The organism is Yoonia sp. 2307UL14-13 (assembly GCF_037572755.1).
Classification (GTDB): Bacteria; Pseudomonadota; Alphaproteobacteria; order Rhodobacterales; family Rhodobacteraceae; genus Yoonia.
The window spans coordinates 914,562-929,588 of the sequence record NZ_JBBIFZ010000001.1 but is presented as its reverse complement, the minus strand read 5'-3'; the positions used below and the strand labels follow the sequence as shown (position 1 = coordinate 929,588).

The following is a 15,027-nucleotide window of genomic DNA, read 5'->3' as shown; positions in this document are numbered from 1 at the left end:
CACAAAACGGCAGCGTCGTTCTTATTGTTAGTGGAACCTATTCCTCCCCCAACAACAACCCCGGCAAGCTTCTCAACAAATCAGAGTCGTTGTCCGCCCAGGCCATCGTCCAGGCTCCTTCCAAGGAGAGGAGCAGCCGCTGCGCATGATGCCGTGCCTCATCATCCGATTGACCGAACCGCATGCCGTGGTGGGTCAACCGTGCGATCCATGCGGCGAAAATCTTGCTCAGCGCTTGGCGGAAAGCGGCGTTGTCGGGACCGCCAAGCAGGGTGGCCGAGACCGGGCAACCGATCTTGCCCTCGTGGATGTCGAAATACTTTGCCAGCTTGTGGCAAAAGCTCGTCAGCCCATGCCGATAATCCGGTGCGGTGTCGAATGAGGCGTCGATGATCCGCAGAACCTCGGTCGAGGCGATGTCGGCGGCGGCCAGCGCGAGGTCGGCCTTGCCGTTCGGATAATGGTGGTAGAGTGAGCCCTTGGGAACGCCTGCCTTCGCCAGGATCTCGGACAGGCCGACGCCGTGATAGCCCTTTTGCTGGAAAAGATACCCGGCTTCGATCGCCAATGTGTCGCGCGTCGTTGTCATGAACATCCCTATTGCACGAATAGACCGAATGGTCTATTCCGAATATAGACCGACCGGTCTACTCGCGAAGGGGATCATCATGAACATGCATGTGGGTATCGGATACGAGGATCGTTATTTCTACTCGGGCGGCCACAAGTTGCGTGCCCGGTTGTTCCTGACCGCCGAGACACCGCGCGCTGTCGCCGTTTTGCACCCGGCAACCGGCGTTCCCCAACGCTATTACGCGGACTTCGCCCGGTGGCTGGCGCAAGATCGGAACATCGCGTGCCTCACCTACGATTACCGCGATTTTGGCGCATCGGCCCGCGTACACATGCGCGAAAGCCGGGCGAACATGTCCGATTGGGGCGTGCATGATCAGCAGGCGGCGCGCGATCACCTGGCCGCGACGTTTCCCGGTGCGCCGCTTTGGGTCATAGGGCATTCGCTGGGTGGTTTTCTGTTGCCATTTCAGAAAGACCTGCACCGGATCGATCGCGTGATCACCGTTGCCAGCGGGCCTGTCCATCTCAGCGACCATCCATTCCCGTATCGTTTTGTCGCCGCCGCTTACTGGTATCTGGTCGGGCCTCCGGCTACCGCGCTGGCCGGATACATGCCCGGGCGGCGTGTCGGCATGGGCACGGACATCCCAGCCGGCGTCTTTTGGCAATGGCGGCGGTGGTGTACGTCCCGCGGGTTCTTCGCTGCTGATATCGGGCATAAACTGCCGATGCCGGATTGGGACGGGGTGAAGGCACCGACAAAGATCGTCGCGATCAAGGATGATCAGATGGTGCCTCCAGCCGCTGTATGGCGGTTGATGTCATTCTATCCCACGGCACCCAAACAGCAGCTTGTCGTGGGCCCGTCGAAGTACGGGTTGGAGCGTATCGGCCATATCGGACCGTTCGCTGCCCGAAACGCCGCAATCTGGCCCGATTTGATCGCCTAGCGTGGCAGAAAGAACGCGAACGTCGAGTCGAAGTCTTCGGGCAATTCGCTTGGCGTCGGGGCGCATCCAGCGATGAAAAATACCACAACCAACAGACCCCTCATCGGATCAGAACCAGGCGGCCATCGGCAATCTCGATCCGGTCATAAAGGCCCAGATAGGTCATCCCAAGCAGGGACTCATCCATCTGTCCGTCATTGACCACGGCCGGCACGTCCAGGTCGACGATATCGCCCAGCGCCACCTCTTCCAGCCAGACCGGTGCGGTGCGGACGATGCCGTTGGCAGTGCTGGCCTGGCCGATGAAGTTCAGATCGGCCGGGTTGAAACCGATCCGCCGCGCATCCTCAGCGCTAAGCACGACTTGACTGGCCCCGGTATCGACCACGAACCTGACAGGTGTATCGTCGATCTGCAGGGTCAGATAGTAATGCCCGTCGCGGCTGCGGGGCACTTCGACCCTTTCCCCATCAACGACGCTTTGGCGGCTGATCATATCGTTCGAGATATCGCCCCAAAGCCCGTAGGCCCCGACAACGCCGACGAAAATCAGCCCCCAGATCGCCGCATATTGCGCCGTTTGGCCCATATTGCCGCGTTGGGAAACGAGGTATGATCCTGCGATCGCCGTCCCAAGCAGGACGAGATAGATCATTTGCATATACTGGTCTGTGCTCATGATGCTGATATAGGGGCTAGCCGCCGATCCCGAAACCCCTGAGCCCATCCAGCACAAACTGTACGGCGAGGGCGGCCAACAGCATACCAAGAACGCGGGTGACGATGTTCAGCCCGGTCTTGCCCAAGGCGCGTTCGATGGAGGGGGCGGCGAGGAAGGCGAGGAAGACGATCAGCAGGACGGTCATCAGAACGCCCGCGATGGCTCCGAAGTCGGCGGCGCCCTCGGCCTGACCGGCGAGCAGGATGATTGTGGTGATCGCGCCGGGCCCGACGATCAGCGGCAGGGCGAGTGGAAAGACAGACGGGTCGTCGTGATGTTCCGCCTGACCCTCCGCCGCGCTATCCTCGCGCCGGGCCTGACGGCGCTGGAACAGCATGTCAAGTGCGGTGAGGAACAGAAGGATGCCACCGGCGATACGGAAAGCATCCATGGAGATGCCGATGAAGCCGAGGACAGCTTCTCCAAGGAACAGGAAAACGATCATCAACACGGCGGACACGACACAAGCCCGGACCGCGATGGCGCGGCGTTGTGCTGGAGTCATGCCTTGGGTGAGGGCAATGAATACAGGCGCTAGACCCGGTGGGTCGATGATGATGAACATCGTTGTGAGAGCGGTGATGAGGGCGGGGAGTTCGGTCATAAAACGTGCTGATATCTATCTATGCTATGTGATATTTCAGAGTTTTTCGCTTAGCTTCATAATTGCTTTTCAGCTTTCGCCCGTATCATCTTGATAAGGTCTGCCCCAAGTTGACGTGTGTTTTTTGTGCCAGAGTTACTGTTAAGCAGATCAATACCAATCTGGGCAGCGATGGCGCGCAAATGGGGTTTTGCGACCTGTTGAACACTGCCCTCAATAAGCACTTGTATGGTCCCGTTTTCGAACTGTCTAATCGAATAGCTTTTCCATTGCGCCTCATTTGAAACTTGCAAGTTCTCTAAGGACTTCTTTGGCCGAGTATTTGTTGACAAGGCAAATACGTATTTTCCGTTGTTTTTGATCTGGCCATGATTTTCCAGAAAATCGACCGATGAACAATCAAGGAGGATCTCAACAGAAACTCCGTCTTCTTCGTCAATGTTGACCCTTAGCACGATTACCCTGTCAACTTGGTCGAAGGTGCTCGGGTTGAAGGATACGTGATTGCTTGAGGTGACGGTTTTTACTGAGATGCGTTCGTTTTCGGCGCTGATGACATCATAACCGCGTTGATTTGTTTCCAGCGCCATCTGCCCGCGTGTTATCATGGCAGCGTACAATTCACCGATGCGGCCAGTGAGATGATTGAGCTCTCCGGGTGATACGCCCCAGCCCAGTTCTTTTTCGAACCAAGCAAGACCTTCGGCCAGTGATTGAATAATTTGCGTTTGGGTCAGCGACATCTGTGCTTTAACTCTCCGCCTTCTCCAGTTTCTCCAGCGCGGCCATCCACAGCCCCTCGGCCCGCTCAAGCCCGTCCATGACTTCGGCGTATTTCTTATTCCACGTCTCCAACTCGCCCGCCTTCCCGTCTTCGTAGAGCGCCGGGTCGGCGAGTTTTTTGGCGAGTTTGTCGCGCATGTCGTTGATTTTGTTCACACGTTCTTCGCTTTTGCGCACCTCTGCTCGAAGCGCCATGATCGCATCGCGGCTGGGTTTGGTCGCCTTGACGGGTTTGGGTTTCTCCGTCGGTTTGTCGGGCGTCAGCAGCATCTTGCGATAGGCCTGCAGGTCGTCCTCGTAGGGTTTCACCCGTCCGCCTTTCACCAGCCAGAGCCGGTCGGCGACCATGGAAAGCAGGTGCATGTCGTGGCTGACGAGGATGACGGCGCCGGAATAGGCCGTCAGCGCCTCGACCAGCGCCTCGCGGGATTCGATGTCGAGGTGGTTCGTCGGTTCGTCGAGGATCAACAGATGTGGCGCGGGCAGGGTGGCCAGCAGCAGCGACAGCCGCGCCTTTTGGCCACCGGAGAGACGTCCGACCTCGGTATCGGCTTGGTCGGCGCCGAGTCCGAAACCCGCAAGGCGGGCGCGGAGTTTGGATTGTTGTTCTTCAGGCCGCTCCCGTTGGAGGTGCTGGAGGGGTGTTTCCTCGATGCGGAGTTCGTCGACCTGATGCTGGGCAAAGAAGCCGATGCGCAGCTTGTTGGACCGGACCATCTTGCCGCGGGCTGTGGGCAGCCGGTCGGAGAGCATTTTTGAGAGGGTTGATTTGCCCTCGCCGTTCCGCCCCAGAAGCGCGATCCGGTCGTCCTGATCAATCCGCAGGTCCAGATCGTGGAGGACGATGTGGTTGCCGTAACCGACGGCGACGCCTTCGGTGGCGATGATGGGGGGCGAGAGTTCTTCGGGTTCCGGAAAGGTGAAGACGGTGCGCGCGGCGTCCTCGGGGGCGCGGATCGTCTCCATCCGCTCCAGCATCTTGACCCGCGATTGGGCCTGTTTGGCCTTGGAGGCCTTGGCCTTGAACCGGTCCACGAACGCCTGCAGGTGCGCGCGCTGGGCGTCCTGTTTTTTCGCCGCTGCTGCTTGCACGGCGCGCTTGGCCACGCGCTGTTTGGCGAAGCTGTCATAGGTGCCGGTGTAATAGGTCAGCCCCTTGTCTTCCAGATGCAGGATGCCGCCGACGGAGCGGTTGAGAAGTTCCCGGTCATGGCTCACGATCAGAACGGTGTGAGGATAGCGGACCAGATAAGCCTCGAGCCACAACGCGCCTTCGAGGTCCAGATAGTTGGTCGGTTCATCCAGCAGCAGGAGGTCGGGTTCACTGAACAGGACAGCCGCCAGCGCGACGCGCATCCGCCAACCGCCCGAAAAGGCAGAGCAAGGCATCCTTTGTTCGTCATTGGTAAAGCCGAGGCCGCGCAGGATGGTGGCCGCCCGTGCCTCTGCCGACCAGGCATCGATATCGGCGAGGCGGGTCTGGACCTCGGCGATGCGTTGGGGGTCGGTGGCGGTTTCGGCCTCGGCCAATAGCGCCGCACGTTCGGTATCCGCGGCGAGTACGGTGTCGATCAGCGACACCTCATTGCCTGGCACTTCCTGACTGACGCCGCCGATTTGCCAGCCTTTGGGGATGCTGACTGTGCCTGTATCCAGCACCATCTCCCCGCGGATCACCCGGAAGAGCGTTGTCTTTCCCGAGCCATTGCGCCCGACCAGCCCCACCTTGTGTCCGGTCGGGATCGTGACGGTCGCGTTTTCGACCAGCGTGCGGCCTTCGACGGAATAGGTGATGTCGGAAATCTTCAGCATGGGGCGGGCTATGCTTGATCGCGGCGGTGGGGTCAATCAGCCTTGCGTTGGCCAGACGTGGTGTTCGTCGTCGATTATCAACGCATGTGCATGGCTGCGTCCGTGGGCCTGCACATGGGGGTGATCCGGCGGCAGGTCGGGGTGACTGTGCAGGATCACTTCGGGATCGCCCGAGGGCCACAGGCGCAGGGCAAGGGCGACACCCACCGCACCGATCACACCGAACACGCCCAAAGTGACGTGCGCGCCATAAGTCGTCATCAGACCGCCTGCCAACGGGTAAAGGAACAACCAGCAGGCATGGGATAGCGCGAATTGGGCGGTAAAGACAGCCGGGCGGTCCTCATTATGGGCCGACCGGCGCAAAAGCCGCCCTTGCGGCGTCAGCGTGGTGGCATAGCCGATGCCGGTCGCGCCCCAAAGCAACAGGAATGCGATCCAGCCGGGATAGATCACGGACTGCACCGCCATGATCACACACAGTAAAACCGCACCGCCGATCATGACGGGGCGGTCCCCGCGTTTCTTCAACAGCCGGGGTAATGTTAGTGCGGCGGCCATTGATCCGGCGCCAAAGGCGGCAAGGGCGATCGCGACATCTCCGTCGGTTCCGCCAAGGGTGTCGCGGACCAACACCACTGTATTGACGATGACAAAGGCGCTCGCTGCTGCGGCGGTCAGCGTCAGGGCCAAAAGCCCGCGCAACCGCGGGGTGGCCAGATAGATCCGCAAACCTCGGGTCAGGCGGTCGCGAAACGGGCGATCTTTATCGTCTGTGCGTTGCGGCAGCCGGGTGCCGACGATCAGCAGCGCCGACAACGCGAAACCGATGACCGTTCCACCGAACAGCCAGTGATAGGTGATGATCAACAACAACAGTCCGGCCAGTGCGGGGCTGACCAGGTTTTCCAGATCATAGGCAAGACGGGACAGGGACAGACCTTTGGCATAGTCGTCGTCATCCTTCAAAATATCGGGGATCGTGGCCTGAAAGGTCGGTGTGAAAGTCGCGGAAGCGGTCTGTAGCAAAAAGATCGCCAGATAAATCTGCCAGATTTCATTGATGAAGGGCAGGGTAAGCGCAACAAGCGCACGGACGATATCCGCCCCGATCAAGACCCGCTTACGGGGCATCTTCGCGACAAGCGCTCCGGCAATGGGGGCGAGGCCCACATAAGCGACCATTTTGATCGCATAGGCCGTACCCAGAACCCTGCTGGCCGCCGAGCCAGCCAGGTCATAGGCCAAAAGGCCAAGGGCAACGGTCAATAGCCCCGTGCCGACCAACGCGACCACCTGTGCGGCGAACAGCCTGCCGAAGACGGGATGGACCAAAAGCTGCAACATACCAAAACACTAACCCGATGAGGGTGCCTGTCGCCAGTTCGGCGCAGATCATCCCTTTTCCGCTGGAAAAAGCCGTGATACGGACCGCCCGAAACACATCATCCCGATAGAGGAATACCATGGCCATTCAGCGCACCTTTTCCATCATCAAGCCCGACGCGACCAAACGGAACCTGACGGGTCAGATCACCGCCAAATTCGAAGAGGCCGGATTGCGGGTCGTCGCATCCAAGCGCATCCAGCTGACGCTTGCACAGGCACAGCAATTCTATGGCGTTCACAAGGATCGCCCGTTCTTCGGTGAGTTGTGCGAATTCATGATTTCGGAACCGATCGTCGTGCAGGTGCTGGAAGGCGAAGACGCCATCGCGAAGAACCGCGAAGTCATGGGCGCAACCAACCCCGAAGACGCGGCCCCCGGAACGATCCGTAAGGAATTCGCGCTGTCGATCGGCGAAAATTCGGTTCATGGGTCCGACGCCCCCGAAACCGCCGCGGAAGAGATCGCGTTTTTCTTCTCGGGCCTCGAATTGGTCGGTTAAGCCGCGCGATCTGAATGCGTAGAAGGTGCCGCCTCATGCACCTTTTTCTTTTCCAGATCCTGCTGCAACAGCGCAACGTTCTTCTTGTTAGCCTTGTGACCGATATCGAAGATATCGCCGACCAAGGGAATACTGCCGATAAGTGCGTCAATAAATGTGTTCCAAACCATCCGCCTCAGCACCGGTTTCGAGGCACCCATGCGATGACTGCGATGGATGATCAAGGCGGCCGGCGCCAGGGAGACCACATCGCCGACACCTGGGATCAAGCCAAGGATTGAGTCAAGGCCGACCCTGACGCGCGTGCCCGGTATACGGACCAGGTTATCCATCTGGTCTGCCAGCCACTCCAGCTGCGTCAAGGCGGCGTCGTCAGGCATGCGATGGCTTGTCGCGTGCGATGATGTAGACGGCATGGACGATACCCGGAACATACCCAAGAAGCGTCAGAAGGATGTTCAGCCAGAAATGCTTGCCCAAACCGACCTGAAGAAAAGTACCAAGAGGGGGCAGGATGACGGCGAAAATGATGCGGATCAGGTCCATGATATGTCCTTTCATTCATGACTGACGATTGAAATTATAATGCGGACAGGCCGGGTTTCGTTCCCGATCAAACGGCTTTGATGCAGCCCATCGATGGTCTGTGTACCGGTTTTGCCATGGCGCTACGCTTATTCAGATCACGCATCAGCGCCCGATAATTCCTGATATTCGCGTTGTAAACGGCATCGAAAATGTCACCAACGATCGGGATCGTCCCTATCGCAAAGTCGATCACCGTATTGGTGATCATATAGGCCAACGTACCGGGACGCGCGCCAAGGCGTCGCGCCCGATGGATCATCCAGACGCCTGGCATCATCGCGGCAACGTCACCGACGACCGGAACGAGACCGACGATATTGTCCAGCCCCAGCGAGACATTCGTGCCCGGAATAAGAAACAGCGCATCCATGCGCAAAGCGACCTTGCGCATCCGCTCAAGTTCAAAATCAATGTCTTGTTCAATGTTCATACCTTTTACATAGGTATGAACATATCAAATGTGAAGGGTATTCACTTAAAAATTTACCGTTGATCTTGAGGCGCTTATGACAAAACGGAGGGCAAAAAAGACAATCATTCCGGTGAGCGGAATAAAGATGAGGAATATGATCAGGCCAATGAAAGAGGGTTCGTACAAATGCCCGTCTTGATAGTAGATTTGAGGTGTACTACCGATTGTCGGTCGAATGCTGGAACTGTGTTGACTGGGTCTTGTGATCATATCCCCGTTCATGTCGGTGAACCGGAGTATCGCGCGATGCATGAGCAGGTTGTCCTCATCCGTCTCGCTTTCATAATCGACGATCGTCGCTTGAAAGTCGGGATAGCTCAGCCGCGCATAAGTGTCCGATATCAAAAGATAGCTCAATACGCCGAAAAAAGTCCCAGATAGCGTGACGACCAACACGATGCAGAGCGCCTCGGACCGTGACGTAGACTGTCGATACCTGATCGTGAGAATAGCAAGACCAAATGCCGCAAGGCCACTGAAACAAAAGACGATGAACATCAGCGACATGAATTGAGGTTACCGTTCAAATGTCCCCACGCCGATCTGGTTCAGCATCCGTTCGAACGCGGACCGGTCCTCATCGAAAGACTGCGCTTTGATCTCGTCAAACCGCTTGCGCAGGGCTTTCTTTTCTTCGCCTTTGCAATCATTCCAAGGGCGACCTTGCAGGGCCATGTGCAGGACATAATAGCCGATGAAATGCGGCCTCGACCCGTTTTCAAGCAATTTGGTATAGGCGGTATCGGCACCCATCTCACGCAATTCTTCCGCCGTATTGATCCCCGCAGCGATCAGGGATTCCTCAAAGGCGGGTCCGATATTACGGATGGTCGTCAATTTGGCCATGTCGGGATATTATCAGCCCGACCGCCAAGGGCCAGTGGAACCACGCTGCGACGGGGGAGGACCATCGCATCTTGATCGGGCCCACTGGCCTGATTGGCTGCACGCGCACATCGCGCGGCAGGAATTCGTCAACCTCAGATACTCGCGAAATCCGTGAAAACGGTCGTCGGCGGTTTCTTGGGGCTTTCCGGGCGCGGCTTTCTTGGTTTCGGTGCCGCGGCTTGGTTCTGCTCTTTTGGTTTGTTCGAGGCCATGTTCCTGGTCCTTATCTGTGACACAAAAAACAACTCACTATGGTTGAAGTGTATCCATGATACGCCGGATCAGACCAGTCAGGTTTGCCCTACTCGGGGTTGTGAAGTGACAAATATGTGACCCATACCCTTGTTTTTGGGGGGGGTTGGCAGGGTCCCATCTTAGTTTTGCGGTGGAAGTGATTGAGATTTATGGATTTTATCCACAGGCTAATACCCGCCAGTTGCAAAGGCATTGGAATGGGAAACACTCTGTTCGCATATGCGTGAAGCCTGCCAGTGCAACAGAACTGTAACGCGGCGTGTGAAATCTGCGCGGAATTCGGTCGTCGCATTGGCAGCAAAAAGATTTTCGATATCTCGGTGGCCACTCGGAACCGACTACTGATGGTCCGGCTGGTTGTCGGGGCGCATGTCGATCTGCACCTCATTCCGTAAACAGTCCCACGGTTCGGTATGAAAGCAGCCTTTCAACAACAGTGTGGCGATCAGCAACGCAGCACAGCCCGGGAAAAACCAATGACGCGCAAGTTCAAAGTGAACAGGGACTGGAGCGATGGCAAATGCCAACGGGGCGATGAACAAAATCGGCATAAACCAATATGGAACAAGAATGAGGATCGTACTGCAGATTTTTTGCCCGGCAGCACAATCCGCTTCTTGATAAGAAAAGTGGCCGTTGGTCGCCCCGTCTATCCACAGCAAGATGAATATGCCGACCAACCAACCGGCGCGGTTTCAATCCAGAGTTGATAACCGATAAGCGAACCTATCGTGTAACACGTCTTGGCGCTGCCGGTTTGTTGTCGGCTGCGGGTGAGGAATCGTCGACGTCCAGCCCGTCAAGATCCCAGGGCGCTGGCACGGCTTTGGGTTTGGGCTTGTCGGATTTCGCCTTTGCCGCCTCTTCGGCCGCCTTCGCTGCTGCCGCCGCTTTGGCTTTCGCCTCGGCTTCGGCCTGCGCTTTCGCTTCCGCCTCGGCGCGGGCACGCGCTTTGGCCTCTTCAAAGGTTTTCGTGGCCGAGATTTCCTCGGGTGCAGACGTTTCTTCGGTCACCTCGGTGACGACCTCTTCCGTGGTGGTTTCGACGATCTCCGCATCTTCCAGCACGTCCTGTGACGGGAGCGCGGGCTTTGGTGATAGTTTGAATCCCTTGGCCTTGCGCGCGGCCAGCAATTCACGCGCGCGGGCCTCGGCCCGGCGAACGCGGATGGCGGTATTGTACGTTTCTTGCAGGATTTGCGAAGAGGCGCCAAGCACCTCCCCGACCTGATCGACAATAGCGATATCACCCGACGCCGCCTGATCCGCGAGCGCGAGATCGGCGAGTTCATTGGCGACTTTGTCGAGGTAGGATTGAGCCATTGCTATCTCGTGTTTTCGGTGAGTCGCCGCCGAACATAGGTCTTAACTGTGTCAATCATGGGGTCCATATGCGGATCTTCGAAGAAATGTCCGGCGCCGTCCATCTCGGTATGGGTGATGGTGATGCCCTTTTGTTCGTGCAGCTTGTTGACGAGGCTGACCGTGTCCCGCGGCGGGGCGACGCGGTCATTCGTGCCGTTGATGATCAGGCCGGATGACGGGCAGGGGGCGAGGAAGCTGAAATCGTACATGTTGGCTGGGGGCGAGACAGAGATGAAGCCAGTAATCTCGGGCCGCCGCATCAAAAGCTGCATGCCGATCCAGGCACCAAAGCTGAAACCCGCCACCCAGCAATGCTTGGAATTGTTGTTCATCGATTGCAGATAATCGAGCGCGGAGGCCGCATCGCTGAGCTCACCGACACCCTGATCGTATTCCCCCTGGCTGCGCCCCACGCCACGGAAATTGAACCGCAAGACGGTAAAGCCCATCTGGTGGAAAGCGTAGTGAAGGTTATAGACCACCCGATTGTTCATCGTGCCCCCGAATTGCGGATGCGGATGAAGGATGATGGCGATCGGCGCGTCGCGGTCCTTTTGCGGGTGATAGCGCCCTTCGAGGCGTCCTTCTGGTCCGGGGAAGATGACTTCGGGCATGTATGTTCCGTTATTTGTCGGCCCGTTTGCATTGTTGACGACAACGCAAGGGCACCTTAGAAAGATTCTAAACTTGTACTGTTCCAAGCCGCTGGTTGCACGGCAATTAATGTCGTGGGCCTGTATCGTCAATGGAATTGCACGGATCGGGGGGCTGGCCGCATGAAATTGAGCACCAAGGGACGCTATGCGATGGTAGCCCTTGCCGATCTGGCGCTGCAAGAGGGTGATGATCTGGTGAACCTGACGGAGATATCGAAGCGCCAGGATGTCTCGCTGCCCTATCTGGAGCAGTTGTTCGTGAAATTGCGCCGGGCAGGTCTGGTGGAGTCGGTCCGTGGACCGGGGGGCGGCTATCGGTTGGCACGTCCCGCGTCGGATATCCGCGTGTCCGAGATTTTGGGTGCCGTCGATGAGACGGTTTCGGCAATGCACAAGGGGGCAGGGGCGACGGGCGCCGCTTCAGGCAGTCGCGCGCAATCGATGACCAACCGGCTATGGGAAGGGTTGAGTGCGCATGTCTATGTGTTCCTGCACCAGGCCAGATTGTCCGACGTGGTCGGAAATGAATTGGCGCCCTGTCCGGCCGTGCCGGCATTGTTCGAGGTCGTGGATGATGCGTAATCAAACGGAGCGGCTGCGCAGCAAGAGATGTTTTGTGGGGGCGCTGCCCCCGGCCTGCGGCCTCCCCCGCGGTATTTTTGAACAAAAGAAGCGATGAGAATCTATCTGGATCATAACGCGACGGCGCCGCTGCGGTCGGAGGCGCGGGAGGCGATGCTGGCGGCGATGGATGTGGTCGGCAATCCGTCGTCGGTGCATGCCGAGGGGCGTGCGGCAAAGGCGATTGTCGAGCGCGCGCGGGCGCAGGTGGCTCAGGCTGTCGGAGCGTCTGGCGCGGATGTGGTGTTTACTTCCGGGGCGACCGAGGCGGCGGCTTTGGCACTGGCCGGCCGCGCGTTGAAGGCGGCACCTATCGAGCATGACGCGGTGCATGCGTGGACAGATCCATCCTTGCCGGTCGTGAGCGGCTTTGTGCAGGTGGATGATCCGGCGGGATCCACTCTGCAGCTGGCCAATTCGGAGACCGGGATCGTGCAGGACCTGCCGCAGGGTCTGGCCGTGTCGGACATCACGCAGGGCTTTGGCCGTCTGCCATTTGCCGTTGGCTGGTCGGGGATCGGCATGGTTTTTCTGTCCGCCCACAAGTTCGGCGGGCCCAAAGGCGTTGGCGCCCTGGTCTTTCCGCAAGGAACGGATGTGGCCGCGCAGATCAAGGGCGGCGGGCAGGAGATGGGCCGCCGGTCGGGCACCGAAAATGTGGTTGCGATTGCAGGCATGGGCGCTGCCGCCGCAGCTGCGCAGGACGATTTGGCGGCCGGAAAGTGGGACCGTGTCGCAAAACTTAGAAATATTCTAGAAAGTGCTATTGAGGCCACCGAAAACGAGACTATTTTTGTCGGGAAAGGTTTGCATCGTTTGCCCAACACGTCGTGTTTCGTCACGCCGGGATGGAAAGGCGAGACGCAGGTGATGACGATGGACCTTGCCGGATTTGCCGTATCGGCCGGGTCGGCCTGTTCGAGCGGCAAGGTCAAGGTCAGCCGGGTTTTGAAGGCATTGGGCCTGAATGATGATCAAGCCGCCAGCGCGCTGCGCGTATCGCTGGGGCTGGACACGACAGAGGATGAGGTCATGCGTTTCGTGCAGGCCTGGACGGAAAAGCGGGCGCGGCGCAAGGCCGCCTGAGAGGGAAAGAAGATGAACGCTATGGATCAAATAGACGTCAAGGAAGGTGTCGATCAGAAAACGGTCGATGCGGTCAAGGAACTCTCGGGCACGTACAAGCATGGTTGGAATACCGAGATCGAGATGGAGTATGCGCCCAAGGGCGTGAACCCTGATATCGTGCGGCTGATCTCGTCCAAGAACAAGGAACCGGAATGGATGACCGACTGGCGTTTGTCGGCCTTTGAACGCTGGGAAAAGATCGAAGAGCCGACCTGGGCGATGGTCAGCTACCCGGACATCGATTTTCAGGACATCTACTATTATGCCCGCCCGAAAAGCATGGAGGAAAAACCGAAATCTTTGGACGAGGTCGATCCCAAATTGCTGGCGACTTACGAAAAACTGGGTATCCCACTGAAGGAACAGATGATCCTGGCCGGTGTCGAAGGGGCCGAAGACGCCCCGGCAGAAGGTCGCAAGGTCGCCGTGGATGCGGTCTTCGACTCCGTATCTGTCGGAACGACGTTCCAGAAGGAATTGGAGAAGGCCGGCGTTATCTTCTGTTCGATTTCCGAAGCGATCGAGAAGCATCCGGAACTGGTGAAAAAGTATCTTGGATCGGTCGTACCGCCGTCGGATAACTTCTATGCGACATTGAATTCGGCAGTGTTTTCCGACGGGTCGTTTGTTTATGTCCCACCGGGCGTGCGCTGCCCGATGGAACTGAGTACCTATTTCCGCATCAATGCCGAAAATACCGGCCAGTTCGAGCGGACGCTGATCATCGCCGACAAGGGATCTTACGTGTCCTATCTCGAAGGCTGTACTGCGCCCAAGCGTGATACGGCCCAGCTGCACGCTGCCGTCGTCGAGATTATCGTCGAGGAAGATGCCGAGGTGAAGTATTCCACCGTCCAGAACTGGTATCCCGGCGATGAGGAAGGCAATGGCGGTATCTACAATTTTGTCACCAAACGCGCCGATTGCCGCGGAGACCGGGCCAAGGTGATGTGGACGCAGGTGGAAACCGGTTCGGCGGTCACGTGGAAATATCCAAGCTGCATCTTGCGCGGCAACGACAGCCAGGGCGAGTTTTACTCGATCGCCATCGCCAACAACATGCAGCAGGCCGATACCGGCACGAAAATGGTGCATCTGGGCAAGAATACGAAGTCGCGGATCGTGTCCAAGGGGATCAGCGCGGGCAAGGCACAGAACACCTATCGCGGCCTCGTATCGATGCACCCTAAGGCAAAGGATTCACGCAACTATACCCAGTGTGACTCACTGCTGATCGGCGACAAATGTGGGGCGCACACCGTGCCCTATATCGAGGTGAAGAATAATTCCTCGCGGGTAGAGCATGAGGCGACCACATCCAAGGTGGACGACGACCAGCTTTTCTATTGCCGCAGCCGCGGCATGGATGAGGAAGAGGCCGTGGCCCTTGTCGTGAACGGATTCTGCAAGGAAGTGCTGCAGGAATTGCCGATGGAATTCGCGATGGAGGCGCAGGCGCTGGTGGCGATTTCGCTGGAAGGTTCGGTCGGTTAAATCCGCGGCGGGGACGGGCGATGTGGAAAACGATCCTGATATCAGCCAGCCTGACGGGCTGCTTCTGCGCCATTTTCGCGCTGGCGGTGACTGCGTTGGGAACTTTGGTGACGTTCGTTCCGGGCATGATCATCGCCTTCGTATCGGGCTTTTGCGGTTCGCTTTTCGCGGCGTTGGTCCTGCGCCGATCGCGGGATGAAGGGTGAGGATTCTATCATGACACAT

20 protein-coding genes are annotated in these 15,027 nt (G+C 58.0%); 7 read left to right on the top strand and 13 right to left on the bottom strand.

Translation table 11 applies throughout. From position 1 onward, the window contains the following. Nucleotides 1-37 precede the first annotated feature (37 nt). Nucleotides 38-589 (bottom strand): TetR/AcrR family transcriptional regulator, encoded by a 552-nt coding sequence (locus tag V8J85_RS04820; RefSeq protein ID WP_339952545.1) that lies wholly within the window; start codon nucleotides 587-589, stop codon nucleotides 38-40. Between the two features lie 28 nt (nucleotides 590-617). On the opposite strand from V8J85_RS04820, the gene V8J85_RS04815 reads away from it, so the two are divergent. Next, nucleotides 618-1,526, top strand: coding sequence for an alpha/beta hydrolase family protein (locus V8J85_RS04815; RefSeq protein WP_339952544.1), 909 nt, complete (start codon nucleotides 618-620; stop codon nucleotides 1,524-1,526). Between the two features lie 100 nt (nucleotides 1,527-1,626). Here V8J85_RS04815 and V8J85_RS04810 read toward each other — a convergent pair whose 3' ends face one another. From V8J85_RS04810 to V8J85_RS04790, 5 genes are read right to left on the bottom strand one after another with little or no spacing between them, the layout of a single operon-like run. Beyond that, nucleotides 1,627-2,205 (bottom strand): retropepsin-like aspartic protease family protein, encoded by a 579-nt coding sequence (locus tag V8J85_RS04810; RefSeq protein WP_339952543.1) that lies wholly within the window; start codon nucleotides 2,203-2,205, stop codon nucleotides 1,627-1,629. Nucleotides 2,206-2,221: 16 nt separating this feature from the next. After that, nucleotides 2,222-2,851: a MarC family protein gene (locus tag V8J85_RS04805; RefSeq protein WP_339952542.1), complete on the bottom strand. Its 630-nt coding sequence runs from the start codon at nucleotides 2,849-2,851 to the stop codon at nucleotides 2,222-2,224. Nucleotides 2,852-2,907: 56 nt separating this feature from the next. Next, nucleotides 2,908-3,594: a DUF6998 domain-containing protein gene (locus tag V8J85_RS04800; RefSeq protein WP_339952541.1), complete on the bottom strand. Its 687-nt coding sequence runs from the start codon at nucleotides 3,592-3,594 to the stop codon at nucleotides 2,908-2,910. 7 nt (nucleotides 3,595-3,601) lie between these two features. After that, nucleotides 3,602-5,446 carry an ABC-F family ATP-binding cassette domain-containing protein gene (locus V8J85_RS04795; RefSeq protein WP_339952540.1) on the bottom strand — a complete coding sequence of 615 codons (1,845 nt, stop codon included), beginning with the start codon at nucleotides 5,444-5,446 and terminating at the stop codon, nucleotides 3,602-3,604. A gap of 36 nt (nucleotides 5,447-5,482) precedes the next feature. After that, nucleotides 5,483-6,793 carry an MFS transporter gene (locus V8J85_RS04790; RefSeq protein ID WP_339952539.1) on the bottom strand — a complete coding sequence of 437 codons (1,311 nt, stop codon included), beginning with the start codon at nucleotides 6,791-6,793 and terminating at the stop codon, nucleotides 5,483-5,485. Between the two features lie 119 nt (nucleotides 6,794-6,912). Here V8J85_RS04790 and ndk point away from each other — a divergent pair, with 119 nt between their 5' ends. Next, nucleotides 6,913-7,335: a nucleoside-diphosphate kinase gene (gene ndk / locus V8J85_RS04785; protein WP_339952538.1), complete on the top strand. Its 423-nt coding sequence runs from the start codon at nucleotides 6,913-6,915 to the stop codon at nucleotides 7,333-7,335. Here the strand turns inward: ndk and V8J85_RS04780 are convergent. The 5 genes from V8J85_RS04780 to V8J85_RS04760 form a co-directional block, all read right to left on the bottom strand. Next, nucleotides 7,332-7,715, bottom strand: coding sequence for a DUF4112 domain-containing protein (locus V8J85_RS04780; protein WP_339952537.1), 384 nt, complete (start codon nucleotides 7,713-7,715; stop codon nucleotides 7,332-7,334). The genes ndk and V8J85_RS04780 overlap by 4 nt on opposite strands. Continuing rightward, nucleotides 7,708-7,881, bottom strand: a complete 174-nt coding sequence (locus V8J85_RS04775; RefSeq protein WP_339952536.1) for a YqaE/Pmp3 family membrane protein — start codon at nucleotides 7,879-7,881, stop codon at nucleotides 7,708-7,710. Before V8J85_RS04775 ends, V8J85_RS04780 begins: the two co-directional genes overlap by 8 nt. Before the next feature lie 67 nt (nucleotides 7,882-7,948). Then, on the bottom strand, nucleotides 7,949-8,353 hold the full coding sequence (locus tag V8J85_RS04770; RefSeq protein WP_339952535.1) for a DUF4112 domain-containing protein: 405 nt from the start codon (nucleotides 8,351-8,353) through the stop codon (nucleotides 7,949-7,951). Nucleotides 8,354-8,398: 45 nt separating this feature from the next. Beyond that, nucleotides 8,399-8,893 (bottom strand): hypothetical protein, encoded by a 495-nt coding sequence (locus V8J85_RS04765; protein ID WP_339952534.1) that lies wholly within the window; start codon nucleotides 8,891-8,893, stop codon nucleotides 8,399-8,401. 18 nt (nucleotides 8,894-8,911) lie between these two features. After that, complete coding sequence (locus tag V8J85_RS04760) at nucleotides 8,912-9,241, bottom strand: TfoX/Sxy family protein (protein ID WP_339952533.1); 330 nt, start codon at nucleotides 9,239-9,241, stop codon at nucleotides 8,912-8,914. 710 nt (nucleotides 9,242-9,951) lie between these two features. Here V8J85_RS04760 and V8J85_RS04755 point away from each other — a divergent pair. Next, nucleotides 9,952-10,248 (top strand): hypothetical protein, encoded by a 297-nt coding sequence (locus V8J85_RS04755; RefSeq protein WP_339952532.1) that lies wholly within the window; start codon nucleotides 9,952-9,954, stop codon nucleotides 10,246-10,248. Between the two features lie 16 nt (nucleotides 10,249-10,264). On the opposite strand, the gene V8J85_RS04750 is transcribed toward V8J85_RS04755, so the two are convergent. After that, on the bottom strand, nucleotides 10,265-10,861 hold the full coding sequence (locus V8J85_RS04750) for a hypothetical protein (protein WP_339952531.1): 597 nt from the start codon (nucleotides 10,859-10,861) through the stop codon (nucleotides 10,265-10,267). Nucleotides 10,862-10,863: 2 nt separating this feature from the next. Continuing rightward, nucleotides 10,864-11,517 (bottom strand): alpha/beta hydrolase, encoded by a 654-nt coding sequence (locus V8J85_RS04745; protein WP_339952530.1) that lies wholly within the window; start codon nucleotides 11,515-11,517, stop codon nucleotides 10,864-10,866. 162 nt (nucleotides 11,518-11,679) lie between these two features. On the opposite strand from V8J85_RS04745, the gene V8J85_RS04740 reads away from it, so the two are divergent. The 4 genes from V8J85_RS04740 (at nucleotide 11,680) to V8J85_RS04725 (ending at nucleotide 15,008) form a co-directional block, all read left to right on the top strand. Beyond that, the gene (locus V8J85_RS04740; protein ID WP_339952529.1) at nucleotides 11,680-12,141 is read left to right on the top strand and encodes an Rrf2 family transcriptional regulator; all 462 of its coding nucleotides are present in this window, start codon (nucleotides 11,680-11,682) and stop codon (nucleotides 12,139-12,141) included. A gap of 93 nt (nucleotides 12,142-12,234) precedes the next feature. Beyond that, a complete protein-coding gene (locus tag V8J85_RS04735; protein ID WP_339952528.1) occupies nucleotides 12,235-13,266 on the top strand; it encodes a cysteine desulfurase family protein in 1,032 nt (343 codons plus the stop codon). Between the two features lie 12 nt (nucleotides 13,267-13,278). Beyond that, nucleotides 13,279-14,802 (top strand): Fe-S cluster assembly protein SufB, encoded by a 1,524-nt coding sequence (sufB, locus tag V8J85_RS04730; RefSeq protein WP_339952527.1) that lies wholly within the window; start codon nucleotides 13,279-13,281, stop codon nucleotides 14,800-14,802. 20 nt (nucleotides 14,803-14,822) lie between these two features. Further along, nucleotides 14,823-15,008: a hypothetical protein gene (locus V8J85_RS04725; RefSeq protein ID WP_339952526.1), complete on the top strand. Its 186-nt coding sequence runs from the start codon at nucleotides 14,823-14,825 to the stop codon at nucleotides 15,006-15,008. The last annotated feature ends 19 nt before the right edge of the window (nucleotides 15,009-15,027 follow it).

Excerpts from the sequence above, each read along its gene's own strand:
- V8J85_RS04820 (WP_339952545.1), bottom strand. The coding sequence starts at position 589 with ATGACAACGACGCGCGACACATTGGCGATCGAAGCCGGGTATCTTTTC.
- V8J85_RS04815 (WP_339952544.1), top strand. The coding sequence starts at position 618 with ATGGTCTATTCCGAATATAGACCGACCGGTCTACTCGCGAAGGGGATC.
- V8J85_RS04810 (WP_339952543.1), bottom strand. The coding sequence starts at position 2,205 with ATGAGCACAGACCAGTATATGCAAATGATCTATCTCGTCCTGCTTGGG.
- V8J85_RS04805 (WP_339952542.1), bottom strand. The coding sequence starts at position 2,851 with ATGACCGAACTCCCCGCCCTCATCACCGCTCTCACAACGATGTTCATC.
- V8J85_RS04800 (WP_339952541.1), bottom strand. The coding sequence starts at position 3,594 with ATGTCGCTGACCCAAACGCAAATTATTCAATCACTGGCCGAAGGTCTT.
- V8J85_RS04795 (WP_339952540.1), bottom strand. The coding sequence starts at position 5,446 with ATGCTGAAGATTTCCGACATCACCTATTCCGTCGAAGGCCGCACGCTG.
- V8J85_RS04790 (WP_339952539.1), bottom strand. The coding sequence starts at position 6,793 with ATGTTGCAGCTTTTGGTCCATCCCGTCTTCGGCAGGCTGTTCGCCGCA.
- ndk (WP_339952538.1), top strand. The coding sequence starts at position 6,913 with ATGGCCATTCAGCGCACCTTTTCCATCATCAAGCCCGACGCGACCAAA.
- V8J85_RS04780 (WP_339952537.1), bottom strand. The coding sequence starts at position 7,715 with ATGCCTGACGACGCCGCCTTGACGCAGCTGGAGTGGCTGGCAGACCAG.
- V8J85_RS04775 (WP_339952536.1), bottom strand. The coding sequence starts at position 7,881 with ATGGACCTGATCCGCATCATTTTCGCCGTCATCCTGCCCCCTCTTGGT.
- V8J85_RS04770 (WP_339952535.1), bottom strand. The coding sequence starts at position 8,353 with ATGAACATTGAACAAGACATTGATTTTGAACTTGAGCGGATGCGCAAG.
- V8J85_RS04765 (WP_339952534.1), bottom strand. The coding sequence starts at position 8,893 with ATGTTCATCGTCTTTTGTTTCAGTGGCCTTGCGGCATTTGGTCTTGCT.
- V8J85_RS04760 (WP_339952533.1), bottom strand. The coding sequence starts at position 9,241 with ATGGCCAAATTGACGACCATCCGTAATATCGGACCCGCCTTTGAGGAA.
- V8J85_RS04755 (WP_339952532.1), top strand. The coding sequence starts at position 9,952 with ATGAAAGCAGCCTTTCAACAACAGTGTGGCGATCAGCAACGCAGCACA.
- V8J85_RS04750 (WP_339952531.1), bottom strand. The coding sequence starts at position 10,861 with ATGGCTCAATCCTACCTCGACAAAGTCGCCAATGAACTCGCCGATCTC.
- V8J85_RS04745 (WP_339952530.1), bottom strand. The coding sequence starts at position 11,517 with ATGCCCGAAGTCATCTTCCCCGGACCAGAAGGACGCCTCGAAGGGCGC.
- V8J85_RS04740 (WP_339952529.1), top strand. The coding sequence starts at position 11,680 with ATGAAATTGAGCACCAAGGGACGCTATGCGATGGTAGCCCTTGCCGAT.
- V8J85_RS04735 (WP_339952528.1), top strand. The coding sequence starts at position 12,235 with ATGAGAATCTATCTGGATCATAACGCGACGGCGCCGCTGCGGTCGGAG.
- sufB (WP_339952527.1), top strand. The coding sequence starts at position 13,279 with ATGAACGCTATGGATCAAATAGACGTCAAGGAAGGTGTCGATCAGAAA.
- V8J85_RS04725 (WP_339952526.1), top strand. The coding sequence starts at position 14,823 with ATGTGGAAAACGATCCTGATATCAGCCAGCCTGACGGGCTGCTTCTGC.